Source organism: Nitrosomonas communis, from assembly GCF_900114745.1.
Taxonomy (GTDB): Bacteria; Pseudomonadota; Gammaproteobacteria; order Burkholderiales; family Nitrosomonadaceae; genus Nitrosomonas; species Nitrosomonas communis_A.
Genome location: NZ_FOUB01000038.1, coordinates 11,843 through 35,072 on the forward strand (window position 1 = coordinate 11,843; position 23,230 = coordinate 35,072).

General features: G+C 43.0%; 24 protein-coding genes. 7 read left to right on the top strand and 17 right to left on the bottom strand.

Annotated features, from left to right (window positions below):
• Window positions 1-27 precede the first annotated feature (27 nt).
• The 11 genes from bamA to BM122_RS13455 form a co-directional block, all read right to left on the bottom strand.
• Window positions 28-2,343 carry an outer membrane protein assembly factor BamA gene (bamA, locus tag BM122_RS13405; RefSeq protein WP_074906017.1) on the bottom strand — a complete coding sequence of 772 codons (2,316 nt, stop codon included), beginning with the start codon at window positions 2,341-2,343 and terminating at the stop codon, window positions 28-30.
• Window positions 2,344-2,345: 2 nt separating this feature from the next.
• Window positions 2,346-3,713 (bottom strand): RIP metalloprotease RseP, encoded by a 1,368-nt coding sequence (rseP, locus tag BM122_RS13410; protein WP_074906018.1) that lies wholly within the window; start codon window positions 3,711-3,713, stop codon window positions 2,346-2,348.
• 113 nt (window positions 3,714-3,826) lie between these two features.
• Window positions 3,827-5,014, bottom strand: a complete 1,188-nt coding sequence (gene ispC, locus BM122_RS13415; RefSeq protein ID WP_074906019.1) for a 1-deoxy-D-xylulose-5-phosphate reductoisomerase — start codon at window positions 5,012-5,014, stop codon at window positions 3,827-3,829.
• Entirely contained in the window at window positions 5,011-5,841 is an 831-nt protein-coding gene (locus tag BM122_RS13420) for a phosphatidate cytidylyltransferase (protein ID WP_074906020.1), read from the bottom strand. Before BM122_RS13420 ends, ispC begins: the two co-directional genes overlap by 4 nt.
• A 38-nt stretch (window positions 5,842-5,879) precedes the next feature.
• Complete coding sequence (gene uppS / locus BM122_RS13425; RefSeq protein WP_074906021.1) at window positions 5,880-6,677, bottom strand: polyprenyl diphosphate synthase; 798 nt, start codon at window positions 6,675-6,677, stop codon at window positions 5,880-5,882.
• Window positions 6,678-6,681: 4 nt separating this feature from the next.
• Window positions 6,682-7,239 (bottom strand): ribosome recycling factor, encoded by a 558-nt coding sequence (gene frr / locus BM122_RS13430; protein WP_074906022.1) that lies wholly within the window; start codon window positions 7,237-7,239, stop codon window positions 6,682-6,684.
• A gap of 22 nt (window positions 7,240-7,261) precedes the next feature.
• Complete coding sequence (gene pyrH / locus BM122_RS13435; RefSeq protein WP_074906023.1) at window positions 7,262-7,978, bottom strand: UMP kinase; 717 nt, start codon at window positions 7,976-7,978, stop codon at window positions 7,262-7,264.
• 23 nt (window positions 7,979-8,001) lie between these two features.
• Window positions 8,002-8,898 (bottom strand): translation elongation factor Ts, encoded by an 897-nt coding sequence (gene tsf / locus BM122_RS13440; protein WP_074906024.1) that lies wholly within the window; start codon window positions 8,896-8,898, stop codon window positions 8,002-8,004.
• A 179-nt stretch (window positions 8,899-9,077) separates the two neighbouring features.
• Window positions 9,078-9,803 carry a 30S ribosomal protein S2 gene (gene rpsB, locus BM122_RS13445; RefSeq protein WP_074906025.1) on the bottom strand — a complete coding sequence of 242 codons (726 nt, stop codon included), beginning with the start codon at window positions 9,801-9,803 and terminating at the stop codon, window positions 9,078-9,080.
• A gap of 253 nt (window positions 9,804-10,056) precedes the next feature.
• A complete protein-coding gene (fnr, locus tag BM122_RS13450) occupies window positions 10,057-10,800 on the bottom strand; it encodes a fumarate/nitrate reduction transcriptional regulator Fnr (RefSeq protein WP_256212055.1) in 744 nt (247 codons plus the stop codon).
• Window positions 10,801-10,958: 158 nt separating this feature from the next.
• Window positions 10,959-11,267, bottom strand: a complete 309-nt coding sequence (locus BM122_RS13455) for a c-type cytochrome (RefSeq protein WP_074906026.1) — start codon at window positions 11,265-11,267, stop codon at window positions 10,959-10,961.
• 288 nt (window positions 11,268-11,555) lie between these two features.
• Here BM122_RS13455 and BM122_RS13460 point away from each other — a divergent pair, with 288 nt between their 5' ends.
• Entirely contained in the window at window positions 11,556-11,786 is a 231-nt protein-coding gene (locus BM122_RS13460) for a hypothetical protein (protein WP_074906027.1), read from the top strand.
• A 22-nt stretch (window positions 11,787-11,808) separates the two neighbouring features.
• On the opposite strand, the gene BM122_RS13465 is transcribed toward BM122_RS13460, so the two are convergent.
• Window positions 11,809-12,261 carry a YbaN family protein gene (locus BM122_RS13465; RefSeq protein ID WP_083398499.1) on the bottom strand — a complete coding sequence of 151 codons (453 nt, stop codon included), beginning with the start codon at window positions 12,259-12,261 and terminating at the stop codon, window positions 11,809-11,811.
• A 168-nt stretch (window positions 12,262-12,429) separates the two neighbouring features.
• Between BM122_RS13465 and BM122_RS13470 the strand changes: the two genes are divergently transcribed.
• The 4 genes from BM122_RS13470 (at window position 12,430) to BM122_RS13485 (ending at window position 18,111) form a co-directional block, all read left to right on the top strand.
• Window positions 12,430-12,897, top strand: a complete 468-nt coding sequence (locus tag BM122_RS13470; RefSeq protein WP_074906041.1) for an FKBP-type peptidyl-prolyl cis-trans isomerase — start codon at window positions 12,430-12,432, stop codon at window positions 12,895-12,897.
• 110 nt (window positions 12,898-13,007) lie between these two features.
• Window positions 13,008-16,343, top strand: a complete 3,336-nt coding sequence (locus BM122_RS13475) for a DUF748 domain-containing protein (protein WP_074906028.1) — start codon at window positions 13,008-13,010, stop codon at window positions 16,341-16,343.
• 63 nt (window positions 16,344-16,406) lie between these two features.
• Window positions 16,407-17,465, top strand: a complete 1,059-nt coding sequence (mutY, locus tag BM122_RS13480) for an A/G-specific adenine glycosylase (RefSeq protein WP_074906029.1) — start codon at window positions 16,407-16,409, stop codon at window positions 17,463-17,465.
• A gap of 19 nt (window positions 17,466-17,484) precedes the next feature.
• On the top strand, window positions 17,485-18,111 hold the full coding sequence (locus tag BM122_RS13485; protein ID WP_074906030.1) for a 5-formyltetrahydrofolate cyclo-ligase: 627 nt from the start codon (window positions 17,485-17,487) through the stop codon (window positions 18,109-18,111).
• 157 nt (window positions 18,112-18,268) lie between these two features.
• Here BM122_RS13485 and BM122_RS13490 read toward each other — a convergent pair whose 3' ends face one another.
• The 5 genes from BM122_RS13490 to BM122_RS13510 all read right to left on the bottom strand — a co-directional run bounded on the left by BM122_RS13490 (window position 18,269) and on the right by BM122_RS13510 (window position 21,527).
• Window positions 18,269-18,886 (bottom strand): flavin prenyltransferase UbiX, encoded by a 618-nt coding sequence (locus tag BM122_RS13490; protein WP_074906031.1) that lies wholly within the window; start codon window positions 18,884-18,886, stop codon window positions 18,269-18,271.
• Window positions 18,887-18,910: 24 nt separating this feature from the next.
• Window positions 18,911-19,858 (bottom strand): HPr(Ser) kinase/phosphatase, encoded by a 948-nt coding sequence (gene hprK, locus BM122_RS13495; protein ID WP_074906032.1) that lies wholly within the window; start codon window positions 19,856-19,858, stop codon window positions 18,911-18,913.
• On the bottom strand, window positions 19,845-20,315 hold the full coding sequence (locus BM122_RS13500) for a PTS sugar transporter subunit IIA (RefSeq protein ID WP_074906033.1): 471 nt from the start codon (window positions 20,313-20,315) through the stop codon (window positions 19,845-19,847). The genes hprK and BM122_RS13500 overlap by 14 nt, the downstream gene beginning before the upstream one ends.
• A gap of 262 nt (window positions 20,316-20,577) precedes the next feature.
• The gene (gene hpf, locus BM122_RS13505; RefSeq protein WP_074906034.1) at window positions 20,578-20,910 is read right to left on the bottom strand and encodes a ribosome hibernation-promoting factor, HPF/YfiA family; all 333 of its coding nucleotides are present in this window, start codon (window positions 20,908-20,910) and stop codon (window positions 20,578-20,580) included.
• Between the two features lie 362 nt (window positions 20,911-21,272).
• Entirely contained in the window at window positions 21,273-21,527 is a 255-nt protein-coding gene (locus tag BM122_RS13510) for a Rho-binding antiterminator (protein WP_074906035.1), read from the bottom strand.
• 140 nt (window positions 21,528-21,667) lie between these two features.
• Between BM122_RS13510 and BM122_RS13515 the strand changes: the two genes are divergently transcribed.
• The gene (locus BM122_RS13515) at window positions 21,668-22,336 is read left to right on the top strand and encodes a YiaD family glycine zipper/OmpA-like lipoprotein (protein ID WP_074906036.1); all 669 of its coding nucleotides are present in this window, start codon (window positions 21,668-21,670) and stop codon (window positions 22,334-22,336) included.
• A 359-nt stretch (window positions 22,337-22,695) separates the two neighbouring features.
• Window positions 22,696-23,230: IS5 family transposase (locus tag BM122_RS13520; protein WP_074906042.1), on the top strand; the 535-nt coding region annotated here is incomplete at its 3' end.

Genomic DNA, 23,230 nt, shown 5'->3' on the forward strand with positions numbered 1-23,230 from the left:
CCTCCTGCTGAACTAACTAGCCTGGAGTTAGAATGTTTGCCCCAGCTGGAATTGGAATCTTTGTATATCATCACCCTTTTGGTCATTTAATGGTTGTGCCACACTGAACCTCAGCGGACCCATTGGCGAAATCCAGGTAACAGCGAGCCCCGTAGAAAAGCGTAGATAGTTCAGATCCAGTTCTGACCAATCATTAAAAACGTTTCCGCCATCAATAAAAGCAGCTAAACGTACGCTTTTTGAATCTTTCATAAAAGGAGCTGGAAACAAAATTTCTGCGCTGCCAACAACACGCTTACTCGCCCCTACAACACTTCCTCTTCTGCCAGGTATTGGGTTGCCATTTGCATCCAATATGGGATCGCGCGGACCCAGTGAATTAATATTATAACCACGCACCGAATTAAAGCCGCCTGCAAAGAAATTTTTAAAGAAAGGCAGTGGTTCACCTGAATAACCATCGCCAACGCCTACTTGTCCATTCAACATCAAGGTGAATATCCTTGAAATAGGAACAAACCATTTATGTTCATAGCTCGCCTTGTAGTATTCCAGCTCGGCAAAAGGCAGACTAATTTCTCCAAATACTCGATGCGTCGTCCCAGAGGTAGTCCAGATAGCACTATCACGGTTATCACGCGCCCAACTAAGGGTAACCGGAAGATTGTTGGTCGAGCTTCCAAACTGTTCTACAAAATCTTTAAAACGCTGAGGGCTATTAGCTTTAAGATCGATTTTCGTATGCTCAGCACCCAGACCTAGAGAAACTATATCGTTTTCCGCTATCGGAATACCGAAACGAAAGGTAGCACCAGATGTATCCGTATTAAAAACACCAACATTAGACAAGGAATTGGTGTTCAGGTAGCGTCGAAAGATATCAAAGCCAAGACTGATGCCGTTGATCGTCCAATAAGGATTGGTAAAAGATGCGGCGAATACCTTATTGACACTTCCGGTATTGACATTCACGCTGAGAAAATTCCCTGTACCAAAAATGTTATTTTGGGAAACAGAGCCATTTAAAATAATACCTTCCAAATCTGAGTAACCTGCCCCAAACATGATCGAACCGGTAGGTTTCTCAGTTACACTGACATTGATGTCAACCTGATCAGGCGCATCAGGCACCGGGGGAGTTTCTACATTGACATTTGAGAAAAAATCTGTTCGGTCGACACGTTGCTTGGAACGGTTGATTTGACTGGTTGAATGCCACGCTCCCTCCATCTGACGAAACTCCCGGCGAATGACTTCATCTCGGGTACGATCATTGCCGCTGATATTGATACGCCTAACATAGACTCGGCGTCCTGGATCGATATAAAAAGTAAACGCCGTTTTCCTGCTGTCCTTATCTAACTCAGGTGAAGCGTTAACATTGGCGAAGGCATAACCCTCATCGCCTAGTCGATCAGTAATGAGTTTGATGGATTCTGTTAATTTTTCCCGATTGAAAACACCTCCTGGCTCGAGTTTAATCAGTTTGCGTAATTCTTGTTCTGGTACCAATAAATTTCCAGCAAGCTTGATATCTGAAACCGTATATTGCGGCCCTTCCGTGATATTAATGGTAATGTAAATATCCTTCAAATCAGGCGTAATGGATACCTGGGTAGAATCAATATTGAACTCTAGATAACCACGGTCGAGATAATACGATCGCAATGTTTCCAGATCGGCAGACAATTTTTGTTTCGAATATTGATCATCTTTTGTGAACCAGGTCAGTAATCCCGGCGTTCTCAGCACAAACAGACCTACCAAATCATTATCACTAAAAACTTCATTACCAACAATATTGATATGACGGATTCTGGTCGTTTTACCTTCTTCAATATCAAAATTAATCCCTACACGATTACGCTCCAATGGGGTCGTTGTCGTAGTAATCTTAACAGCATATTTGCCGCGACTGATGTATTGGCGTTTCAGCTCTTGCTCGGCTTTCTCCAACAAGGCGCGACTAAAGATACGTGATTCAGATAAACCCGCTTGTTTCAAGCCTTCTTTCAACTTGTCCTTTTCAAATTCCTTGGCACCGGTAATATTAATTTGCGCAATAGCTGGACGCTCCTGGATTTGTACAATTAATAATCCATCTTGTACTTTTAATTTTATATCCTGGAAAAAGCCAGTCGCATAAAGTGTTTTTATTGCAGCAGCGGCTTTAGTATCGTCGAGAACATCACCCACTTTTATAGGTAAATAACTAAAGACTGTTCCTGCTTCAGTACGCTGTATCCCGTCAACACGAATATCCTTTACCACGAATGGTTCAATTGCTTCGCAAACAAGCGAATAGAGCAAGCAAGAAAGTATGACGAGACACTTGAATTTCATGCTTAACCAGAAATAAGCCGATAAATATCATTGTAAATTGCAAAAACCATGAGGGTAAATAACATCACCATACCAATCTGTTGGCCAATAGCCACGGTTTTTTCAGATAATGGAGCACCTTTGAAAATTTCGATCATATAATACATTAGGTGTCCCCCATCCAATACAGGAATAGGCAATAGATTCAATACGCCAAGGCTTACACTGATCAAAGCAAGGAAGCCAAGATAAGCAATTATCCCCATTTTTGCTGATTGCCCAGCATAATCTGCGATCGTGATGGGGCCGCTCATATTCTTCCATGAAACTTCACCCATCACCATTTTTCCCAGCATTCGAAGGGTAAAAAAGGTCGTTTCCCAAGTTTTATCCAGCGCTTTCAGCAATGCTGTTCCAGCAGGGTAACTTACATTAACCAGCAGTTTAGTTATTGCTTCCTGATCAATCTTAGGCGCAACTCCAATTTTCCCAATCTCTGTATTACCATCGACCGTTTTATCCGGTGTTATAGGAATATCCATTGTCTTACCATCACGCAAAATTTCCAAGATAAGCGACTGCCCTGGCATAGCTCGGATTTCTTTAACCAATTCTTCCCAATATGAAATATCTTTATTGTTTATTGCAAGAATTTCATCTCCGACTTGCAACCCCGCCCGATAACCTGCTCCGCCATTAACTACCTGACCAATAATTGGCGCCATGTTCGGCGGATAATTTACTAAACCAATTTTTTCCAGGAAATTTGCATTCACGTCATCAGTATCTACGCTACTTAAATCTAATTTCCGCCAGAAAACTTCCCCCCGATTGTTAACTGTTTCCACCATCACCTCAGGATTACGGTCGATTACATGGGTTGAAATGATCCAACGCACATCCTGCCAAGTCAGCACAGGTTCATTTTCAATCTTTACAATGGTTTCACCTTCCTTAAAAGCTGAAAAGGCAGCGGGGGTCGATGGCTTTATTGGACCCAGTATAGGCTTCAAACCACTCACTCCAGATACAAAAAGAAGCCAATAGAGGAGAATCGCCAGCAGGAAATTAGCGATAGGTCCTGCAGCGACAATGGCGAAACGCTTTATGACAGGTTGGCGATTAAATGCTCGCGGCAACTCCTGGGGCAAAACCTCTCCCTCATGCTCATCCAGCATCTTGACATATCCCCCTAAGGGAAGCGCTGCAATCACCCATTCGGTTTGATCTTTACCTAAGCGTTTTTTAAACAATGGCTGGCCAAAACCAATTGAAAAACGCAAAACTTTAACACCGCTCCAGCGTGCAACTAGATAGTGACCAAGCTCATGAAAAGTAATTAATACACCAAGCGCAACAATAAAAGCGAGAATTGTAAAAAGTAATGACATATCAATTAAATATGATGACAACAATATGTTTCTAAATACTTAGGAGGAAAGAACGTACTATACCTCGTCAATTACTCATTGTTTCTATTTTCCACATAAAAGCCACGCTAACCTTAGGCCTGGCACGCCAGCCATTCTCGTGCAACGTCTCGTGCCATAGAGTCAGCTGTCAGCACATCATCCAATGTGGCAATCTCTGTTCGACTGATCGCCTGTAAGACCTGCTCGATCATCACTGGAATCGCAGTAAATGGCATTTGACCAGCAAGAAAAGACTCGACAGCGACTTCGTTGGCAGCGTTGAGTACTGCTGGCATATTGCCGCCTGCAGACAATGCTTCATAGGCAAGTCTCAAGCAAGGGAAACGCGCAAAATCCGGTGCTTCAAAATTTAATTGTGCTATCTCGAATATATCCAATGACTTGACACCGCTTTCCATTCGCTCAGGATAACTGAGTGCATGCGCAATTGGCGTGCGCATATCAGGATTTCCCAGTTGCGCCAGAACTGAACCGTCAATATACTCGACCATGGAATGAATGACGCTTTCTGGATGAATAACAACCTGGATTTTATCTGATACCGCATCGAATAACCAATGCGCTTCGATCACTTCCAGCCCTTTATTCATCATCGTGGCAGAATCTACTGATATCTTTCTTCCCATGACCCAATTAGGATGTGCGCAAGCTTGCTCGGGTGTGACATAGTTTAGATCTGACAAGGTTAACCGTCGAAAGGGCCCCCCTGATGCTGTTAGCAGGATACGGCGAACACCTGATGAAGCGAGGTCTCCACTAAAATGTCTTGGCAATGACTGATAAATGGCATTATGCTCACTATCGATCGGCAACAGGATAGCGCGGCACTGCTTTACTATATCCATAAAAATACGACCCGCCATCACAAGCGTTTCTTTATTAGCCAATAAAACTTTCTTACCCGAGCGTGCAGCTGCTATCGTCGGGCGGATGCCAGCAGCACCAACAATTGCTGCCATGACCGTATCCACTTCAGATAAAGAAGCTACTCTTTCCAACGATTCAATCCCTGCCCATACCTGCGTATCAATACCAGCTGCTCTTAATTTTTTTTCCAATTGTTCAGCGCTGATTGCATCTAGCATGACTGCATACTGAGGGCGAAAGCGCTGACATTGTGCAAAAATTTTATTTACATTTTCATTAGCAGTAAGGGCAATCACGCGGAATCGGTCGGAATGACGTGCCACTACATCCAATGTATTTTCGCCAATACTCCCCGTAGATCCAAGTATAGTCAGATGACGCATTACTGTCATAGTTCGAATGAATAAAAAATGAGAAATGCCAATACTGCAATGGGTAAAGTTGAAGTGAGTGCGTCAATTCGATCGAGTATACCACCGTGGCCAGGCAAAATATTACCGCTATCTTTAACACCGGCCTGTCGCTTCATTAGCGATTCGAATAAATCACCTATAATTCCCAATCCGGCTAGCAACAGAGACAATAAAATCAGACTGATTATCAATATACTCTCCCCTTTTCCTATAAACTGTCCCCATATCAACGCATAACAAACAACCACTATTAAGGCTCCAGCTACACCTTCCCAAGTTTTACCCGGGCTAATGTCAGGAGCGAGTTTATGTTTACCAAACGAGCGACCGACAAAATAGGCAGCTATGTCTGATACCCAGATCACACCCATAGATCCAAGCAGTAACCACGGATCGATAGCTCGCAATTGATATAAAGCCAGGCAAGTTGGTAGAAGTATGAGCCAACCCATTAACATTAATAAGCTTACGCTTTTAACCGCGTAAAATCTCCATAATAAAATCGGCACAACGCCTCCCCAGAATATACATGACCCTCCATAGATCCACATCATGCGCATACTGTTTGGATTAGTTGCAACTGCTTCACTTATTATTAGCAGCAGCTCTCCACCTAGCAATGTGGTCGAAATTAAATAGAGTATGGTTTGATGGGTTGTAAATCTTGCCAATCTGCACCATTCTCTGGACGCCACAATGGTCAGCCCTAGAAGCAACATCGCCCAAAATATTTCTGGCAAATAAAATAAAGCTGGTATGAATAAAGCTATCAGAATAATAGCTGTAAGGATCCGTGTTTTAAGCATGAGCGGGTCACATCCCGCTGAAATAAAAAATAAAGAAACTAGAAATTTTTCTTGATAGCAATTTTGGTCATTCCTTTTTCAACAGGCATATTTTGCAACTGCTCACTGATTCGCCCGAACCTACGCTCTCGTTGCTGATAAGATTTTATCGCCAAATCAAGCGCATGGGCATCGAAGTCTGGCCAAAGTGTATCAGTAAAATATAATTCTGCGTAGGCTAATTGCCACAGCAAGAAATTACTGATACGACATTCCCCACCAGTTCGAATAAATAAATCTGGGTCAGGTGCATAACTCATCGCAAAATACTTGGCAAGATCCGCTTCTTCAAAATTTTCCATTAAACCTGGTGAATGGATCATCATTTTCTGGATAGCCTGCATGATATCCCAGCGTCCTCCATAATTTGCTGCAACCGTAAATATCAAGCGGTTATTATTGGCAGTTAATTCTTCGCCCTGACGAATGAACGTTACAGTTCTAGCATCAAATTTGGATAGATCACCTATGACCTTGAAGCAGATGCCATTTTCATTCAGTTTGGCCACTTCATGCTCAAGTGTATTAACAAAAAGCTGTAATAAGAATGTGACCTCTTCCTCAGGCCTGCGCCAGTTTTCGCTACTAAAAGCAAAGAGCGTAAGAAACTCTACTCCTTGTTCAATACACGCTTTAATGATCCCCCTTACAGCTTCTACGCCTTTTCTGTGCCCAGTAACTCTTGGTAAAAAGCGCTTTTTTGCCCAACGCCCATTACCATCCATAACGATGGCGATATGTCTGGGAATAATACTTTTTCCTAAAATTTCGCGAGTTGAGCTGAGGCTCTGAGGCATATACTTACACAGCCATCAATTCGGCTTCTTTGGCTTGCAATGATTTATCCACTTCAGAGATATAGCGATCAGTGAGTTTCTGAATCTCCTCCTGACCTCGCCGATCATCATCCTCAGAAATTTGTTTTTCTTTGAGTAATTCTTTCATGTGAGCATTTGCATCTCGACGAATATTACGCATTGCTACTCGGGCGGCTTCAGCCTCATTCTTAACAATCTTGGTAAGTTCTCGACGCCGTTCTTCAGTCAGCGGCGGCATGGGGACACGTACCATTTCACCGACTGTCATAGGATTCACCCCCAATTCAGATTCACGAATGGCTTTTTCAATAGCATTGAGCATTTTTTTATCCCAAGGCACCACACCAATGGTGCGCGCATCCGGCAAGCTAATATTAGCCACTTGATTAATAGGTGTCGGGGTTCCATAGTAATCAACCATAACATGGTCTAATAGACCAGTATGTGGACGGCCGCTCCTGACCTTACCAAAATCAGTTTTAAGTGCTTCCAGAGTCTTCTGCATTTTCTGCTCAGCAGATTTTTTTACATCAGCGATCATAAATTAATCGTCCTAATTTGAATCATCCATTACTTACCAAGGTTCCTTCATCTTTCCCCATGAGTATTCGCATAAGCGCACCCGATTTAAAGATACTAAAAACATTAATAGGTAGTTTCTGGTCGCGACAGAGTGTCAGGGCTGTAGCGTCCATGACTTGCAGATTTTCAATAATCGCCTCGTCAAAAGATAAATGATGATAGCGTGTCGCATTGGAATTTATTTTCGGGTCGCTAGAATAAATACCATCTACCTTAGTCGCTTTAAGTACAACATCAGCATTGACTTCCATGCCACGCAACGCAGCAGCAGTATCGGTGGTAAAAAAAGGATTACCTGTACCCGCAGCAAATATCACGACTTTCCCCTCTTCTAAATACCGTATTGCCTTATTGCGTATATAGGGTTCTACTACCTGATCAATTCGTAACGCAGATTGTACTCGTGATATTAAACCTTTTCTTCGCATCGCATCCTGCAAGGCCAGAGCATTCATTATGGTAGCCAACATCCCCATGTAATCTGCGGTTACCCGATCCATCCCGTCACCGGCAGATTTCATGCCACGAAAGATATTCCCACCTCCTACAACGATGGCTACTTCAACACCGAGCTGGCATGCCTCTGCAATTTCAACCACGATATGCTCTACTACATCGCGATTAATCCCATACTTATCATCGCCCATCAGGGCTTCCCCAGAAAGTTTCAGCAGAATACGTTTATAAGCAGATGGCATAAGCTGAAAGCAAGAAATTGCTATTATGCTTTATTCTCTTTTGATTGACTAACTTGCGCCATAACTTCAGCAGCAAAATCGTCAGACTTTTTCTCTATTCCCTCTCCAACTACGAAAAGAGTGAAACCATTAACCGTGACAGATTTGCTGGCAAGCAATTTCTCGACTGTTTGCTCAGGATCCTTAACAAAAGGCTGACCTAGCAAGGTTACCTCAGCTAAATATTTCGCTATCCGTCCTTCCACCATTTTCTCGATAATATTAGCCGGCTTTCCGCTCTCTGCAGCCTGTGCTGTAAAAATCTGACGCTCATGTTCCAGCAAGTCTGGCGGTATTTGCTCACCAGAAACACATAACGGCTTACTTGCTGCAATATGCATAGCCAAATCCTTACCTAGCGCTTCATCTCCACCAGAGTAATCGATCATCACCCCAATTTTTGATCCGTGCAGGTACATTGCAAGATTGCCTTTTGCCGTGTAACAAACACATCGTCTTATACTGATATTTTCTCCAAGCTTCATCACTAAAGCCTGGCGGGATGCTTCCACAGTTTCTCCATGAGGGAGCGTCATCGTCGAAAGCGCTCCTGTCTCAGCCACATTTTTTGCTGCAATCAACTGTGCCAAACTTTTTGCAAAATTAACGAAATCATCATTTTTTGCGACAAAATCAGTCTCGCAGTTAATTTCCACTAATGCGCCATTTTTTCTATCTGCTGAAATAAAAGCCCCAATAACACCTTCAGCAGCGATACGTCCAGATGCTTTACTTGCCTTGGCACCGCTTTTGATTCGCAACAAATCTTCCGCTGCTTTCATATCACCGCTCGTTTCTGCCAAGGCTTTTTTACACTCCATCATACCCAAGCCTGTTCGCTCACGTAATTCTTTTACCATACTTGCGGTAATTTCCGCCATATTTACTCCAAGTACTAAAAACTTAATTATTGACTAATAAAGATGAAATAAAAGAGCAAGATAATGGCTTTAATCATCTATCACTTTTTTTATTTTATTACAGAACCGAAAATGAACATCTGTTTCAAATTCTGTTTTTGCTCTAATTACTATCTTTCTAAATTTCCAGCTAAATCCAATCAACTTTCAGCGCTAGAATTACTCATTTCGATAATTTCCTGGATAGATTGATTGCGCCCTTCCAAAATAGCATCAGCTGCTGCGCGCGCATAAAGACGTATAGCTTGGCCTGAATCATCATTGCCCGGAATAACATACTCCACGCCAGCTGGGCTATGATTAGTATCAACAATACCCACAACAGGAATACCCAATTTGTTTGCCTCAGTGATGGTGCCTTTTTGATATCCCACATCAATAACAAACATAGCATCAGGCAGTCCTTTCATCTCCTTAATACCGCCTAAACTGTTATTGAGCTTATCGAGTTCACGTTGAAAATCGAGTGCTTCTTTTTTGACGAACTTATCAAGCAAACCATCCTGCACCATTGCTTCCATGTCTTGGAGACGCTTGATCGACTGTTTAATTGTTTTAAAATTAGTTAACATCCCTCCTAACCAGCGCTGGTTGATATAGGGAGAACCACAACGTGTTGCCTCCTCGCGAATAATATCGCGTGCCTGGCGTTTTGTTCCAACAAACAAAATAGTGCCTCCGTTTGCAGAAAGTCTGCGCAAATATTTCATCGCATCATCAAACATGACCAAGGTCTTTTCAAGATTGATAATGTGAATCTTATTTCGCTGCCCAAAAATATACGGAGACATTTTTGGATTCCAGAAGCGGGTCTGATGTCCAAAATGTACACCAGCCTCTAACATTTGACGCATATTTACTGACATAAAATTTCCTTTAGGGTTAAACCGCCACTCGTCTCCAGCTATTCTGCTTATTAAGCACCCTATAATGACAAGTGTGTGTATTTATTAATATTTACTATATGGATTACAATTAGACTTCCCTATATATTTTTGAGAGTCTTGTTACGCAGGCGATTATAACATGCTCTAGCCCACTCTCAAGAAAGCCGTTTAACCAAAAATATTGATTGTGGCGCAAATAAATTTTGAATTACAAGAAATTACACAACGATCCTCAATCTGAGTAGCCACTAATTTTGTGACTCAAGCGATAAATATCGTTTAATCTGACGTTTTTATTATTGATCGTAATAATTCCTTCTTCTTGCAATCTGGACAATGAACGACTAACCGTTTCAAGCTTGAGTCCCAGGTAGCTCCCGATCTCTTCTCGTGTCATTCTAAGAATAAAATTTGTGGATGAATATCCACGCTTGGCAAAACGTTCTGACAGGTTAAGTAAAAAAGCAGCTAATCGTTCTTCAGCTTTTCTACCCCCCATCAACATCATTATGGCGTGGTCTTGAACGATTTCACGACTCATGATTTTATGAAAATGATGCATAAGCAAGGGAATACGACGGCTAATCTCTTCAAGTTTGATGAAAGGAACCTCACAAACCTCGCTATCCTCTAACGCAACGGTATCACAAGTGTGTTTTTCTGAGCTAATTGCATCTAGCCCCAATAATTCCCCGGTCATATAGAACCCAGTAACCTGCTGACGACCATCCGAGTCAAGTACGCAAGATTTAAAAAAACCATTGCGGACAGCATAAAGTGATTTGAAAGCTAATCCAGCATGAAACAAGTGTTCTCCACGTCGAATTCTATACTTATGGTTAATCAAATTGCCTAAGAGCTCTGTTTCATCTTCATCAAGGCCCACTGGCAAACATATCTCTCGCAAACTACAAGTAGCACATTTCGATTCCGCTGTAGATACAATATAATTTTTGGCTATTGCGTGATTAGGCAAGACAAATTCCTGATTAAATACGAATTAAGTCAATTCAAATTACCGCTTCAATCAAAAATGCCGCACAAGCAAACTATTCAGAAATCCTTATGCGGCATGGGGTAGCTCATAATGTCCAGCAGAAATCTCTATCACAGAAAATGACGGCCGTCAACAATTTACTTAGTTGCGCTATTTTCCAATACATACTGTGCCAGACCTTCCACGGAATCACCCATGAGATTAGGGAAAGCAGGCATGCCAAAACCTTTCCCATTTCTAATCCTATCAATAATTGCATCCTTGTTGGCCATTTCCGGACTCAACGCCATTACCTTGCCATTTACAGGGGAATGGCATTTTGCACAAGCCTCCTTAAAAATAATCTCAGGCGTTGCGCCTGCTTCTGGCATATATTTATCTCTCGAACAGCCACTCAATACAACTAGCATACAACCTAATAACAACAAAGGCAGCTTTTTCTTCATTCTTCTCTCCTGTTAACTTCTAAATAATTAAACTCTTCTTTATATAGTTTATCATACTCATACTAAGCCCCCAAAATTGCTTACCACCCTCTGTAACTCAATTGTTACTTGTCAAGTCCTGTTTGATTTTGTAAAGATTTTTGGAATAACTCAGGTCGTTGATGGTGTCATTTTTCCAAAGCTTGAACAGGTACGATATGTCCCAATACTTTTTGCTGGATAGATTGATTGTAGATAAGAACATAGCGCAGCAAGGTCCGTTCAAGATTCTGGGCGGAATCGAAGCGTGTGGTTGAAGTGATCAGTGAACTCCTTACCGTTGTCGGTGAGCACTTTCTGGATAATGAAGGGGGCGGTTTTGATCAGACGTTGCAGGAAGTCTTGAGGGCAAGAGGCGGATTTATTGAGCAACAGCTCTACGTAAATACCAGCTTCAGTTGTGGCGGGAATAATTTATTCTTGTATGCCCGATACATCAGCACGCACTTGATTTTGCGTTTTCAAGGATCGGCAAAATAACTGCTGACAATAATGACGTCTGTTAATTTGTTTTGGAATAAATCACGACATCTCTGACTGGTATGCGCCATATAAAAAATATTAATATCATTAGCAGTAAAATTAGCATCGACTTAAGCCAATAGGAAGATACAATCAGGATAGAGCTACCAAATGACAAGACGATCATAAAATATACCCAGCGTTTGACTCGCCGTGATACGCTACGGTACTTGTACCACTCGTAAATGATGGGGCCAGTAATACGATTACTGAGCAAAAAATCATGAAGACGTTCTGAACTGCGTGCAAAACAAGCCGTTGCTAGCAAGATAAACGGTGTAGTAGGAAGGATAGGCAAGAAAATACCCAATACACCCACCAGCAATGCCGTGATGCCGACCCCAAAATAAAGCCAACGCATAAGAAGAGAATCATGTAAATGCAGGATATGCACTCCATCACCATCCTGATTTGCTTGTTCGTTTAATTGCATATGAATAAATAAATCGGATTATAAAATTTAAAAAAACAGAATGTCGTTAATAAGGCACAATAATATGAAACTGATGAATCGCCCTAAAGAGTAAGCCATAGTGAGTATAATACTCGCTGCTGTTTGATGAAAGGTAATACATTTTTTGATTTTTCTTTTGAGGTCTTCATGTATAGAATAAAAACTTCATTGAGTTTGAGCTTTTTTCTGCTAAGTTTAACGCTATTGCCGATGAGCGCTGTTGCCTACAAAGAACATGCCTCAGAGCCGCACACCGCCACGTCCGAAGTCACTGAATTGCAAAAAATCGATGTCAAAGAAGGTGCAGGAGATGAAGCTGTGGTAGGTAAAACGGTGCGCGTTCACTACACAGGATGGCTTTATGATATTGCGGCTCCTGATAAAAAAGGAAAAAAATTTGATAGCTCACACGACCGAAAAGAGCCCTTTTCATTTTTGCTGGGTTCAGGACGTGTTATCAAAGGCTGGGATAAAGGGGTACTAGGAATGAAAGTTGGTGGGCAACGTACATTGATCATTCCCTCCAATATGGCTTATGGCGCGCACGGCGCTGGCAATGTGATTCCACCTAATGCGACACTGATTTTCGATGTTGAATTGATTGGCTTGCAATAGCAGCCAATCCAGCCAGGTAACGCAGGTAAGGTAATCACCTGCACTCAGTAACAACTGTTTGACTTGCGTTACCCGCTTCCGGCAGGCTCGTTTTTAGGGGGTACGATTGCATGGAAAATTCTTCAAATTCTCCTGTAGCAGCACATCGTTTCGTGACACGCAAGCGTCTCCTTATTTGCTTTGGTGCTGTCATACTGGTCATCGCACTGTTTGGATTGCTTGGCTATTATTGGTTACCCGGTTATGCAAAGACCAAGATTGAAGCAATCTTGTCTGAGAAGCTGAATCGGTCGGTTACCATTCAATCCATTGACATTCAGCCTTATACGCTAGAATTTACCGTACTGGGCTTCCAGATAGCGGAAAAAGCCAATACTGACAACCTTCTGTTTGCTTTCGATCGTTTATATGTTGATCTGAACGCTGAATCGATCAGGCACCTTGCACCCATTGTCAGCACCGTAACTTTAACAGCGCCCAGACTGCACCTCGTGCGTGAGGATAAGCACCGTTTCAATATTTCCGATCTGATCGAGCAATTTAAATCACAGCCTGCCAGCCCAGCAGATGATACACAAGACAAATCGCACTTTTCCATCAGCAACATCAGCATTGATGGAGGAACCGTAGCGTTTGAGGATCGGCTCAAAAAAAGCCAGCAGAATATTGACGAAATCAAACTGGGCATTCCATTTATCGCTAACTTTAAAAGCGTACAAACTAATTGGGTTGAACCCCATCTCAGCGCAACGATCAATGGCGCTCCATTTTCACTCGAAGGTAAGTTGCGTCCGTTTACTGACAGGCGTGAAGCAACGCTCTCGCTTAAGTTTAATGATATTGATCTGACTGATATCGATGAATATTCTCCCATTCCGGTCGGTTTCCGTCTACTTTCCGGAAACCTAGACAGCGATTTATCATTGGTTTTTACGCAAATGGTGGATAAAGCCCCTACCATTAGCCTGTCTGGTCGCGCTGCACTCAAGAAACTGGCTATCAACAATGAAGCAGTTCAAGCGCCGCATCAGGTAGCGTTGGAACGGCTCGATATGACATTGCAGGAAGCAGTGCTGACCGAGCCTCAGCCTGTACAGACAACGATATCGCTGGCAGATGCAAAACTCACGCGTCATGGTGAAACGGAACCAGTGCTGCAACTGCCGAAACTGGACATCGATATGATCAAGATTGATCGTGCGCAACGGCTTATTGAGCTGGGTTCGGTTATACTGGATGAGGCAGAGATATTGATACGCCGGCAAGCTGATGGTCAACTTGATCTGGCTCAATTGTTTATACTGGTATCACCACCCGGAAATGCTGTTCCCGAAGCAACATTGTCATCAGCGCCCCAATCAATTCAATCTTCCATATCTATCACTCCTATTCCGGATAAAAAACCTGCCAATAGAACCGATGAATCCAGTGAATCAGAAAAAGTTGGCGTACTTTCAGCAAAAACTACCGTTCCCATTCCCGATCCCAAACCTGCTTATCTAGCGAGAACTGGCATTACAGAAATTAGCAAAGATCGAGGTGAGGTGACAACAGAATCTTCTACCCCCTTGATAAACACTGAAACCGGCAAAGCCTGGTCAACACAAATCAATCAAGTGAAATTGACTAATGCTTCAGTACGTTTTGAAGATCATACTCTGGCAAAAATAGCTCCAATGAACATTCATTCATTGAATTTGATGATTAACAATGTTGATGTGGACGATGTCACACCACTGGATCTCCTATTGCAAGCAACGATTAATCAGCACGGCAGCATTGAAACCAGAGGCAATCTCAGGCGAACACCTTTAAAAACTGATCTCACCGTTAATTTCGAAAATGTTGATCTGGTACCTTTGCAAGGTTGGTTAAACGACCGATTAAATGCGCTTCTTACTCAGGGCGCGCTCTCGTTTCAGGGTAATATCAAGGCAGAGGGAGAACCGCTCAAAATAGCCCTAACTGGCAAAGGACAACTGACTAACTTCAATATAGTTGATAAGGCGAAAGGCTCTAGATTGCTGCGCTGGAAGAAAATCGATCTGGCAAACATAAAGTTTATCAACGAACCATTACGAGTGGACATTGCAACCATTGACCTCGCTGATTTTTATGCGCGCGTAACCTTATTGCCGAATAAGAAACTCAATCTTCACAGTCTTGTAAGGCAAGCAGAGCCCGCTCCCATTCCCGGGTCCACTTTGAACAGTTCAGTCAGTCAGCCAGCCCCTATTGCGCCAGCCGACAGTGCACCCTTGCCCGTTTATATTGATAAAATCGTTTTACGAAATGGTGATATTAATTTTGCGGATCAATTCATCAAACCGAGCTACCGTGCTAATTTGGCTAGACTCAAAGGCCAGATTGGACCACTTCATCCAGGTAAATCCGGAAAAATAGATATCCAAGGCTTCTTTGATCGATCTGCACCACTGCACATTTCAGGTATGATTGACCCATTCAGTGGACAACTATCTCTCGATATCAAGTCAACCGCGACGGGGATCGATTTGCCAACGTTTAGCCCTTATTCTGGCAGATACATTGGCTATGTTATTGAGAAAGGAAAACTCTCGCTTGATGTCAATTACCATATTGAAGAAGGTGAATTGAAAGCGAAAAACAAAATCTTTTTGGATCAACTTGTTCTCGGAGACAAAACCGATAGTCCCGAGGCTGTGTCATTGCCACTCCATCTCGCCATATCGCTTCTCAAGAATAGACGTGGCGAAATAGACATTCGCCTGCCACTCAAGGGATCGATCAACGATCCCGAGTTCAGTTTGACAGGCATTATCTGGACAGCATTTGTAAATTTGATCACCAAAGCTGCCACTGCCCCGTTTACCTTGCTAAGCTCTTTACTGAAAGATGAAGAGGAGCTGTCACAGATCAGCTTCCCTTCAGGCTACCCCACGCTTCAACCTGAAGCAGAAAAACGTCTGCAGGCACTCTCCGCGGCTTTGCTGGATCGTCCTGCGCTCAAGCTTGAAATAACGGGTTTTGCGGATCCGGTCAACGATCATGAAGAGCTCAAACGCGCATTACTCGATCGAAGAATCATGGCACAGAGACTTTCCGCAAGCGTAAAAAAAGGGCAGGCTACTACTGGCTCACTGGAGGAAATCAAGCTCGATGATAAAGAATATACCCGGTATCTCACGCACGTCTATAAAGAAGCTGATTTCGAAAAACCCAAAAATATCATCGGATTGACCAAAAGCTTACCTGTAGAGGAAATGGAACAACTCATCCTCGCTCACACCACTATCAGTGATGATGAGCTGCATGAACTTGCGGAACAAAGAGCAAGCGCTGTCCTCTATTGGCTGATTGAGCGAGGTGGCATTCCGAACGAGCGCGTATTCGTGCTGGGAACAAAAGTGGAATCCGCAAGTGATAGTCAGCAATCTAACAGCCGAGTAGCATTCTCCTTAGAGTAATGGGTTTCAGTGGTAGTCATCCTCAACATATCCAATCAGGAACCGGATCATCGCATTTCTTTAATGTCTACTTTCGTTAATACCCTGATTCAATGGCAAAAGCAGTATGGCCGGCACAGCCTGCCCTGGCAGGGAACGAATGACCCCTATGCCATTTGGGTGGCAGAAGTTATGTTGCAACAAACACAAGTGATGACGGTGATCCCTTATTATCAGCGTTTCCTGGAAGCTTTTCCTGATATCGAATGCCTTGCCAAAGCATCGGTTGATGCTGTGCTCACTTTATGGAGCGGTCTCGGTTATTATTCGCGCGGCCGAAATTTACATAAAGCAGCCTGCCTGATGATGGAGCATTATCACGGCAGGTTTCCCCAGCATGCAGCAGAAATTGTACGACTGCCAGGTATAGGCCGCTCCACGGCTGCTGCTATCGCTGCCTTCGCTTATGGGGAGCGCTGCGCGATACTGGATGGGAATGTCAAACGGGTATTTGCTCGTTATTTTGGTATCACCGGTTATCCCGGTGAAAAGAAAACGGAAGCGCTATTGTGGCAAAAAGCAGAGGGACTCCTCCCTCAAGTAAACGCCAAACAACAAATGGCTACTTATACCCAGGCGTTGATGGATCTGGGCGCCACCGTGTGCACGCGTCATCAGCCAAAATGTCTGAGTTGTCCTTTACAGCCAGATTGTATTGCTTTCGCGGAAAACCGGGTAGCGAGCCTGCCTACATCCAAGCCCAGGAAACCATTAACCAGTAAGGAAACTACTTTCTTGATATTAAGAAATCAGAATGAGATTTTACTTGAACAACGATCAAGCCCGGGTATTTGGGGCGGATTATGGTGTTTGCCAGAAAAACCGATCGACATCAACAGCCAAACTTACTGTAGACAATTTATGGGGATTGATATTTTACCGATCAGTAATTTATCCCCGCTTAATCATACTTTTACCCATTTTAAGCTGCGGATCGATACCCAATTACTGCAAGTGATCAATCGCCCCCGCAAGAAAACGGCCTCTGAAGTATGGTTAACTATTGATAAGGCATTACAATTAGCTATCCCTGTACCCGTCAGAAAAATTTTGTTAGAACTCACTTCCAGCAACAGCTTCTGACAGATTAAAATGTCACTCCATGAATGATTGGCGAGAATGGCGGAAACAGCAACGTGCTGGTTTGATCGCGCGTCGTAAACAAACTCCAGAGGCAGAACGCGCTCTCTGGAGTGAGGCGATTACCGCCTCGCTCATACAAGGCTTCCCGGTACTGCAACAACGCTGTGTGGGATGTTATTCACCCTTCCAGGGCGAATACGACCCGGCACAGGTAATGGCATATTTATATGCCTGTGGAGCTACACTGGCACTTCCCGAAGTGATTGGTCTACATCAACCATTGAGATTCCGCAAATGGTGGCCACAAGCTCCGATGAGAAAAGATGCTTATGGCATTGCCATTCCTCACGATACCGAGGAAGTAATCATCGACGCCATCATAATTCCTATGATCGCTTTTGATAGTCAAGGTTATCGGCTAGGCTATGGCAGCGGCTTTTTTGATCGCACCTTGGCTGCAATCAATCCTCGACCGTTAACGATCGGGATCGCATTTGAGGGGCTCCACCTCCCTACTATCTATCCACATGAGCATGATATCGCGATGGATTATGTTGTTACTGAGAGAACGATCTACTATTTGACTGACCATACATTACAGCCAATTTCACGGGAGGCATGCGCAATAAGAAATGCGTTGAAATAATGTCAGGTTTAGTACAAGGCTTTTAATTCCATTTCCAAATCAAAAATGACGCGAAGGCGAGCCGCAGACAGTATCAATAATACGGCAAGGTAAAGCCGGCAAAGTCAGTTTTGATTTAGAAATGGAATAAGCAGAAGAATGCTTATTGGTTAATAACTCACTCGCTTTCTTCACCCCAGCGTGGCATTAATGTATGTGCGACGCCGAGATGATCAAGAATACGTGCGACTACAAAATCGACGATATCCTGTATGCTCTGGGGGTGATGATAAAATCCGGGATTAGCCGGCAGGATAATGGCGCCACAACGTGTCAACCTTAGCATATTTTCGAGATGAATCGTAGAAAAGGGCATCTCACGCGGCACCAGAATAAGTTTACGCCCCTCCTTGAGCATGACATCCGCCGCGCGCTCGATTAATTTCTGATTCAGGCCTGAAGCAACAGCTGACAAGGTGCCCATCGTACAAGGACAAATTACCATCGCATCAGCTGGATTTGATCCAGAAGCAACGGGCGCAAACCATTCCTCCCGCCCAAATACTTTTAACAACCCTTTTTCTGCATTGAAGTAGTCGATGAAAAATGCTTCTGCTTCTTGTGGGCGTGAAGGGAGCGTTAATTTCATCTCCTGCTGAGCAACGATCTGTGCGACTTGTGAATACAGCAAATAAACATGCACACCTTGAGCTAATAATATTTCTAGCAAACGAATGCCATAAGGCATACCGGATGCACCTGTAAAGGCAAGAGTGATCGTGTGCGCAGCACTCATTTCAAGAAAAGGATCTCCAACATATTAATCTGAAACAATATCGGTCATTTTCTGCTCATGCCGCTTAATAAATTCCTGAGTGCTGTCAATTCCTCGCAACTGCAAAATATAATTCCGGACTGCAGCTTCGACCAATACCGCCAAGTTCCGCCCAGCAGCAACGGGAATAATCACTTTGCGTATGTTTACATTCAAAATATCTTCATTAAGGTTGCTCAGAGGAAGTCGTTCAACTGAACTGATATCTGAACCACTGGATTTTTCCAAATGGACGATTAATTTCATATTCTTGCGCCGACGAACCGCAGTTTCCCCAAAAATAGTCCGAATATTCAATAAACCGAGTCCGCGCACTTCCAGATAATCTCGTAATATTGGCGGACAGAAACCCTCCAGTGTTTCTGGCCCGATACGACGCAATTCAACAACATCATCTGCTACTAGCCCATGACCGCGACTGATTAACTCTAATGCCAACTCACTTTTGCCCACCCCACTTTCGCCCGTTATCAGTACACCCATTCCTAAAACATCCAATAAAACCCCATGTTTGCTGACGCTTGGTGCCAGCACTTTGGTTAAAAAGGAACGTAATATCCAGATTACATCCAGGCTTGAACTGGTTGAACAAAGTATTGGGGTTTGTGTGCTCGCAGCGAATGATCTTAAGAGATCAGAAACCAAAGCACCATCAGCCACAATCATGCATGCCAAATCGCTTTGGGCTAATTGCTGAAATTTTTTCTCCAAGGAAGGAAGGTCAAGCTGATTGAGATAATCAATCTCCAATTTACTTAGCACTTGTATCCAATTAGGATGAATAAAATTGAGGTGGCCAATCAGCCCTTGCGGAGATTTAGCAATAACATCATTATTCAGCACCTTGTTGCCATAATCCTGCCCACAATTCCAGGTCAGACTCAATTTAGCCTTATTGCCCTCAAATAGCTGAGTAATGCTAATGTGAGACATCACCAGGTGTCCAATCAGAGATAAGTTGATGAATCTCCTTTGCGCCCTTACTCAAGAGCAGTTTCTCACGAAAACTTTTGTCACTAAACATTTGGGCCAGCTCGCTTAAAATTTGGAGATGTTTATCAGTCGCTTTTTCAGGTACTAACAGGATACAGGCAATATTGACTGGCAAACCATCTGGTGCATCAAAAGGTATGGCTTCTTTCATTCTGACTAAAGCTACAGCAGCTTCACGCAGCCCTTTGATTCTACCATGTGGAATTGCCACACCTTGACCCAAGCCTGTAGAGCCAAGCCTTTCTCGCGCGAACAAGCTATCAAAGACCTGACTACGTGCGATGTGTAGTGTATTCTCAAACAATAACCCAGCCTGCTCAAAAACGCGTTTCTTACTCGCGACATCCAGATCAACGATCACATTTGATTCTGGTAAAAATTGTGAAATAAGGTTCATAAAAAAGAAATAAAATTACTCTTAATAAACGCAAATAGGATATTCCGCCTGAAATTATCTTTTTACATCGGAGTTGAAACTGTAATTAGGTGGGATTTTATAGCGAGTGAAAAAATTAGCTTGTATTGACAACATATCTGTGGTCAACTCGATATGCCATAATTTCTATTCTCTTAATCTTGTCCTATCTTAGGTCGATTAAGTCTTGTGATGAAGCAGATAATTTCGGGCATTGCAACTTTCTATTAAGCTGACTTGAAGGTTACTCTGGATGGTCAAATTCCTGATTTTTTAGCGCCTCATGATTACGACGTTCTATATTTTTTTCCTTATATTTAAGAATCTGCCGGTCAAGCTTATCCACTAAACTATCAATTGAAGCATACATATCAGCGTTCTCTACCTCGACAAAAATATCTTTGCCACGGAGATGAATATAGGCTTCAGCTTTTTGTTGATGTTTTTCTACTGATAAAATGACATTAACATCAATCAGATGATCAAAATGCCGGCTAATCTTCTCCATTTTAGAATTCACATAATCGCGTAAGGCAGGTGTGATTTCTACATGATCTCCGGTAAGAATCAGATTCATAATGTCTCCTTTGTTAGGTAATATTTAAACATCAAGCATTGGATATCTTTTTTGTAAAGCTTCAATACTTAAATTTTGAACAACTCTATCCCTCGGGAATCCCAAATTTCCACATATTCCTAATGTTATTGTGAGCCCGCTCTGCTGATAGGTTATCTCCACCATATAACTATTACTGACAACATAGCAAGAATAAAGAGAATTTATTATAGAGACTTTCTACAAAGTTTTGTATGTCGTACAGCGATCATACCAGATACGGAAATAAAGTAGACGATAAAAGACATAACCAGGATGAAACACAACGGTGAAATATCACGTCATAATTTCCAATTTTTAGTCAGTTCTCTGCAAGATAGTTATCAAAATACAACTTCTTTGAACTGTGCATTGGGTGTCAGTATCTGCATTTTTTTGAGTTGTATCAGCTCAACCTCTTGTGATCCCTGCTCATTATCAATAATTAAAAATTCTCGTTTTTCAGCGGTTGTCACGATATCTTTTGCTTTGCCTTCAAATATTTGCTGATTATTTAAAATGAGTCTGACTTGGTAGCTATACATACAAGCTACTTCAATATAATCGTGCAGTTCACAATCAATGATCTGTTGTGTCATAAGTATTCGAACCTTTAAAAGTAATGAAAAACTGGTTTTAACGCTATCTATAGGAAATAATAGCGCACTATATAAGATAATGAAGATTGAATTTTTTACTTCTTCTGCTACAGTACAGTTTACTCATGAGGGATATATTTATGAAAATTAGAATGACAATCGCAACTCTTGTAACTTCGTTGACGCTCAGTGGCTGTGCCACGATGTCGGAAACACAACGCGGTAGCACACAAGGCGCCGCCATTGGTGCAGGTACAGGAGCCGTGATTGGTGCTCTCCTTGGGGGGGGTAAAGGTGCTGCCATTGGTGCAGGTTCCGGCGCTGTACTCGGTGCTGGAGCAGGTTACATATGGTCACAAAGAATGGAAGAGCAAAAAAGGCAAATGGAAGCAGCGACAGCCGGTACTGGGGTACAGGTATCGCAAACCCCTGATAATCGGCTGATGCTCAATATTCCGAGTGATATCTCATTCGATACCGGGCGCGCAGATATTAAGCCCAATTTCAGACCCATTCTTGATAGCTTCGCAACCAGTCTACTTAATAATTCTAATACGACCATAATGATTGTGGGGCACACTGATAATACTGGTACGGATGCCATTAACAATCCTTTATCAGTTAATCGTGCTGCGAGTACGCGTGATTATCTGGTCAGTCGAAATGTGCCGATTCGACGTATCCAGATTGATGGCCGTGGCTCCTCTCAACCCATTGCTTCAAACGATACGCCCTCCAATCGAGCTAAAAACCGGCGTGTTGAAATCTTTGTCATGGAGCAGCAGGCATCCCAGACTTTAACCCAGTGATGGAATTAAAATCCTCGTAAAGTAGTCAGGACTGGGTTGCCCCGACTGGCTTGCCCCCTTAGGAAAGCCCAGATCCTGAATAGGCCGCCGAGCAAGATAAAGTGCAAGGCAAGCGGAGTACAGAAAACGAGAAAATGAGCATACTTAGTTTCGTAAAAGCGAACTTTGCTCGTTCCTTCACGTAACTTAACGTACTCACCGGCTTGTAGTAGTACTTTTTCAGCATCTCATTGAAATCCCGTCATGTCATTTAATGCTTATAATGTTAGGGTCTGTTGACGTTTTAAGATAAGTATTTCATAGATAGAAACAAACTCGTAATATTGGGGTTCCTACACCACCGACAAAACGAGTTTGCGATGCCCCGAATGATGCTCAATGATGAGTACTGGTCGAAGCTGGAGAAGATTCTGCTTCAAGAATCGATTTATAACAAGCGCAATCTGCGCATGACGGTAGAAGGCATACTGTATCGAATGCGGGTTGGCTGTCCGTGGCGCGATCTGCCCAGGGTGTTCGGCTGCTGGAATTCTATCTATAAAAGATTCAATGCCTGGTCATTGAGCAGGAAATGGCTCAATGTTTTCAAAGCATTGGCTGTTGATCCGGATTGGGAATGGAGATTTATGGATGGCAGTTATGTTAAAGCGCATCAACATAGTGCGGGAGCAGCGAGTCAAGAATCGCAAGCTATCGGGAAAAGCCGTGCAGGCAATACCACAAAGATCCATTTAGCGGTCGATGGTTATGGCTTGCCAGTTGAGTTTGGAATCACCGGTGGAGAAGTCAATGACTGTTGTGCCGCACCTGATTTGATTGCCAGGTTGCCTGACGCAAAAACAATAGTTGCGGACAAGGGCTATGACAGCGAATGGTTACGGGAACAGATAACGA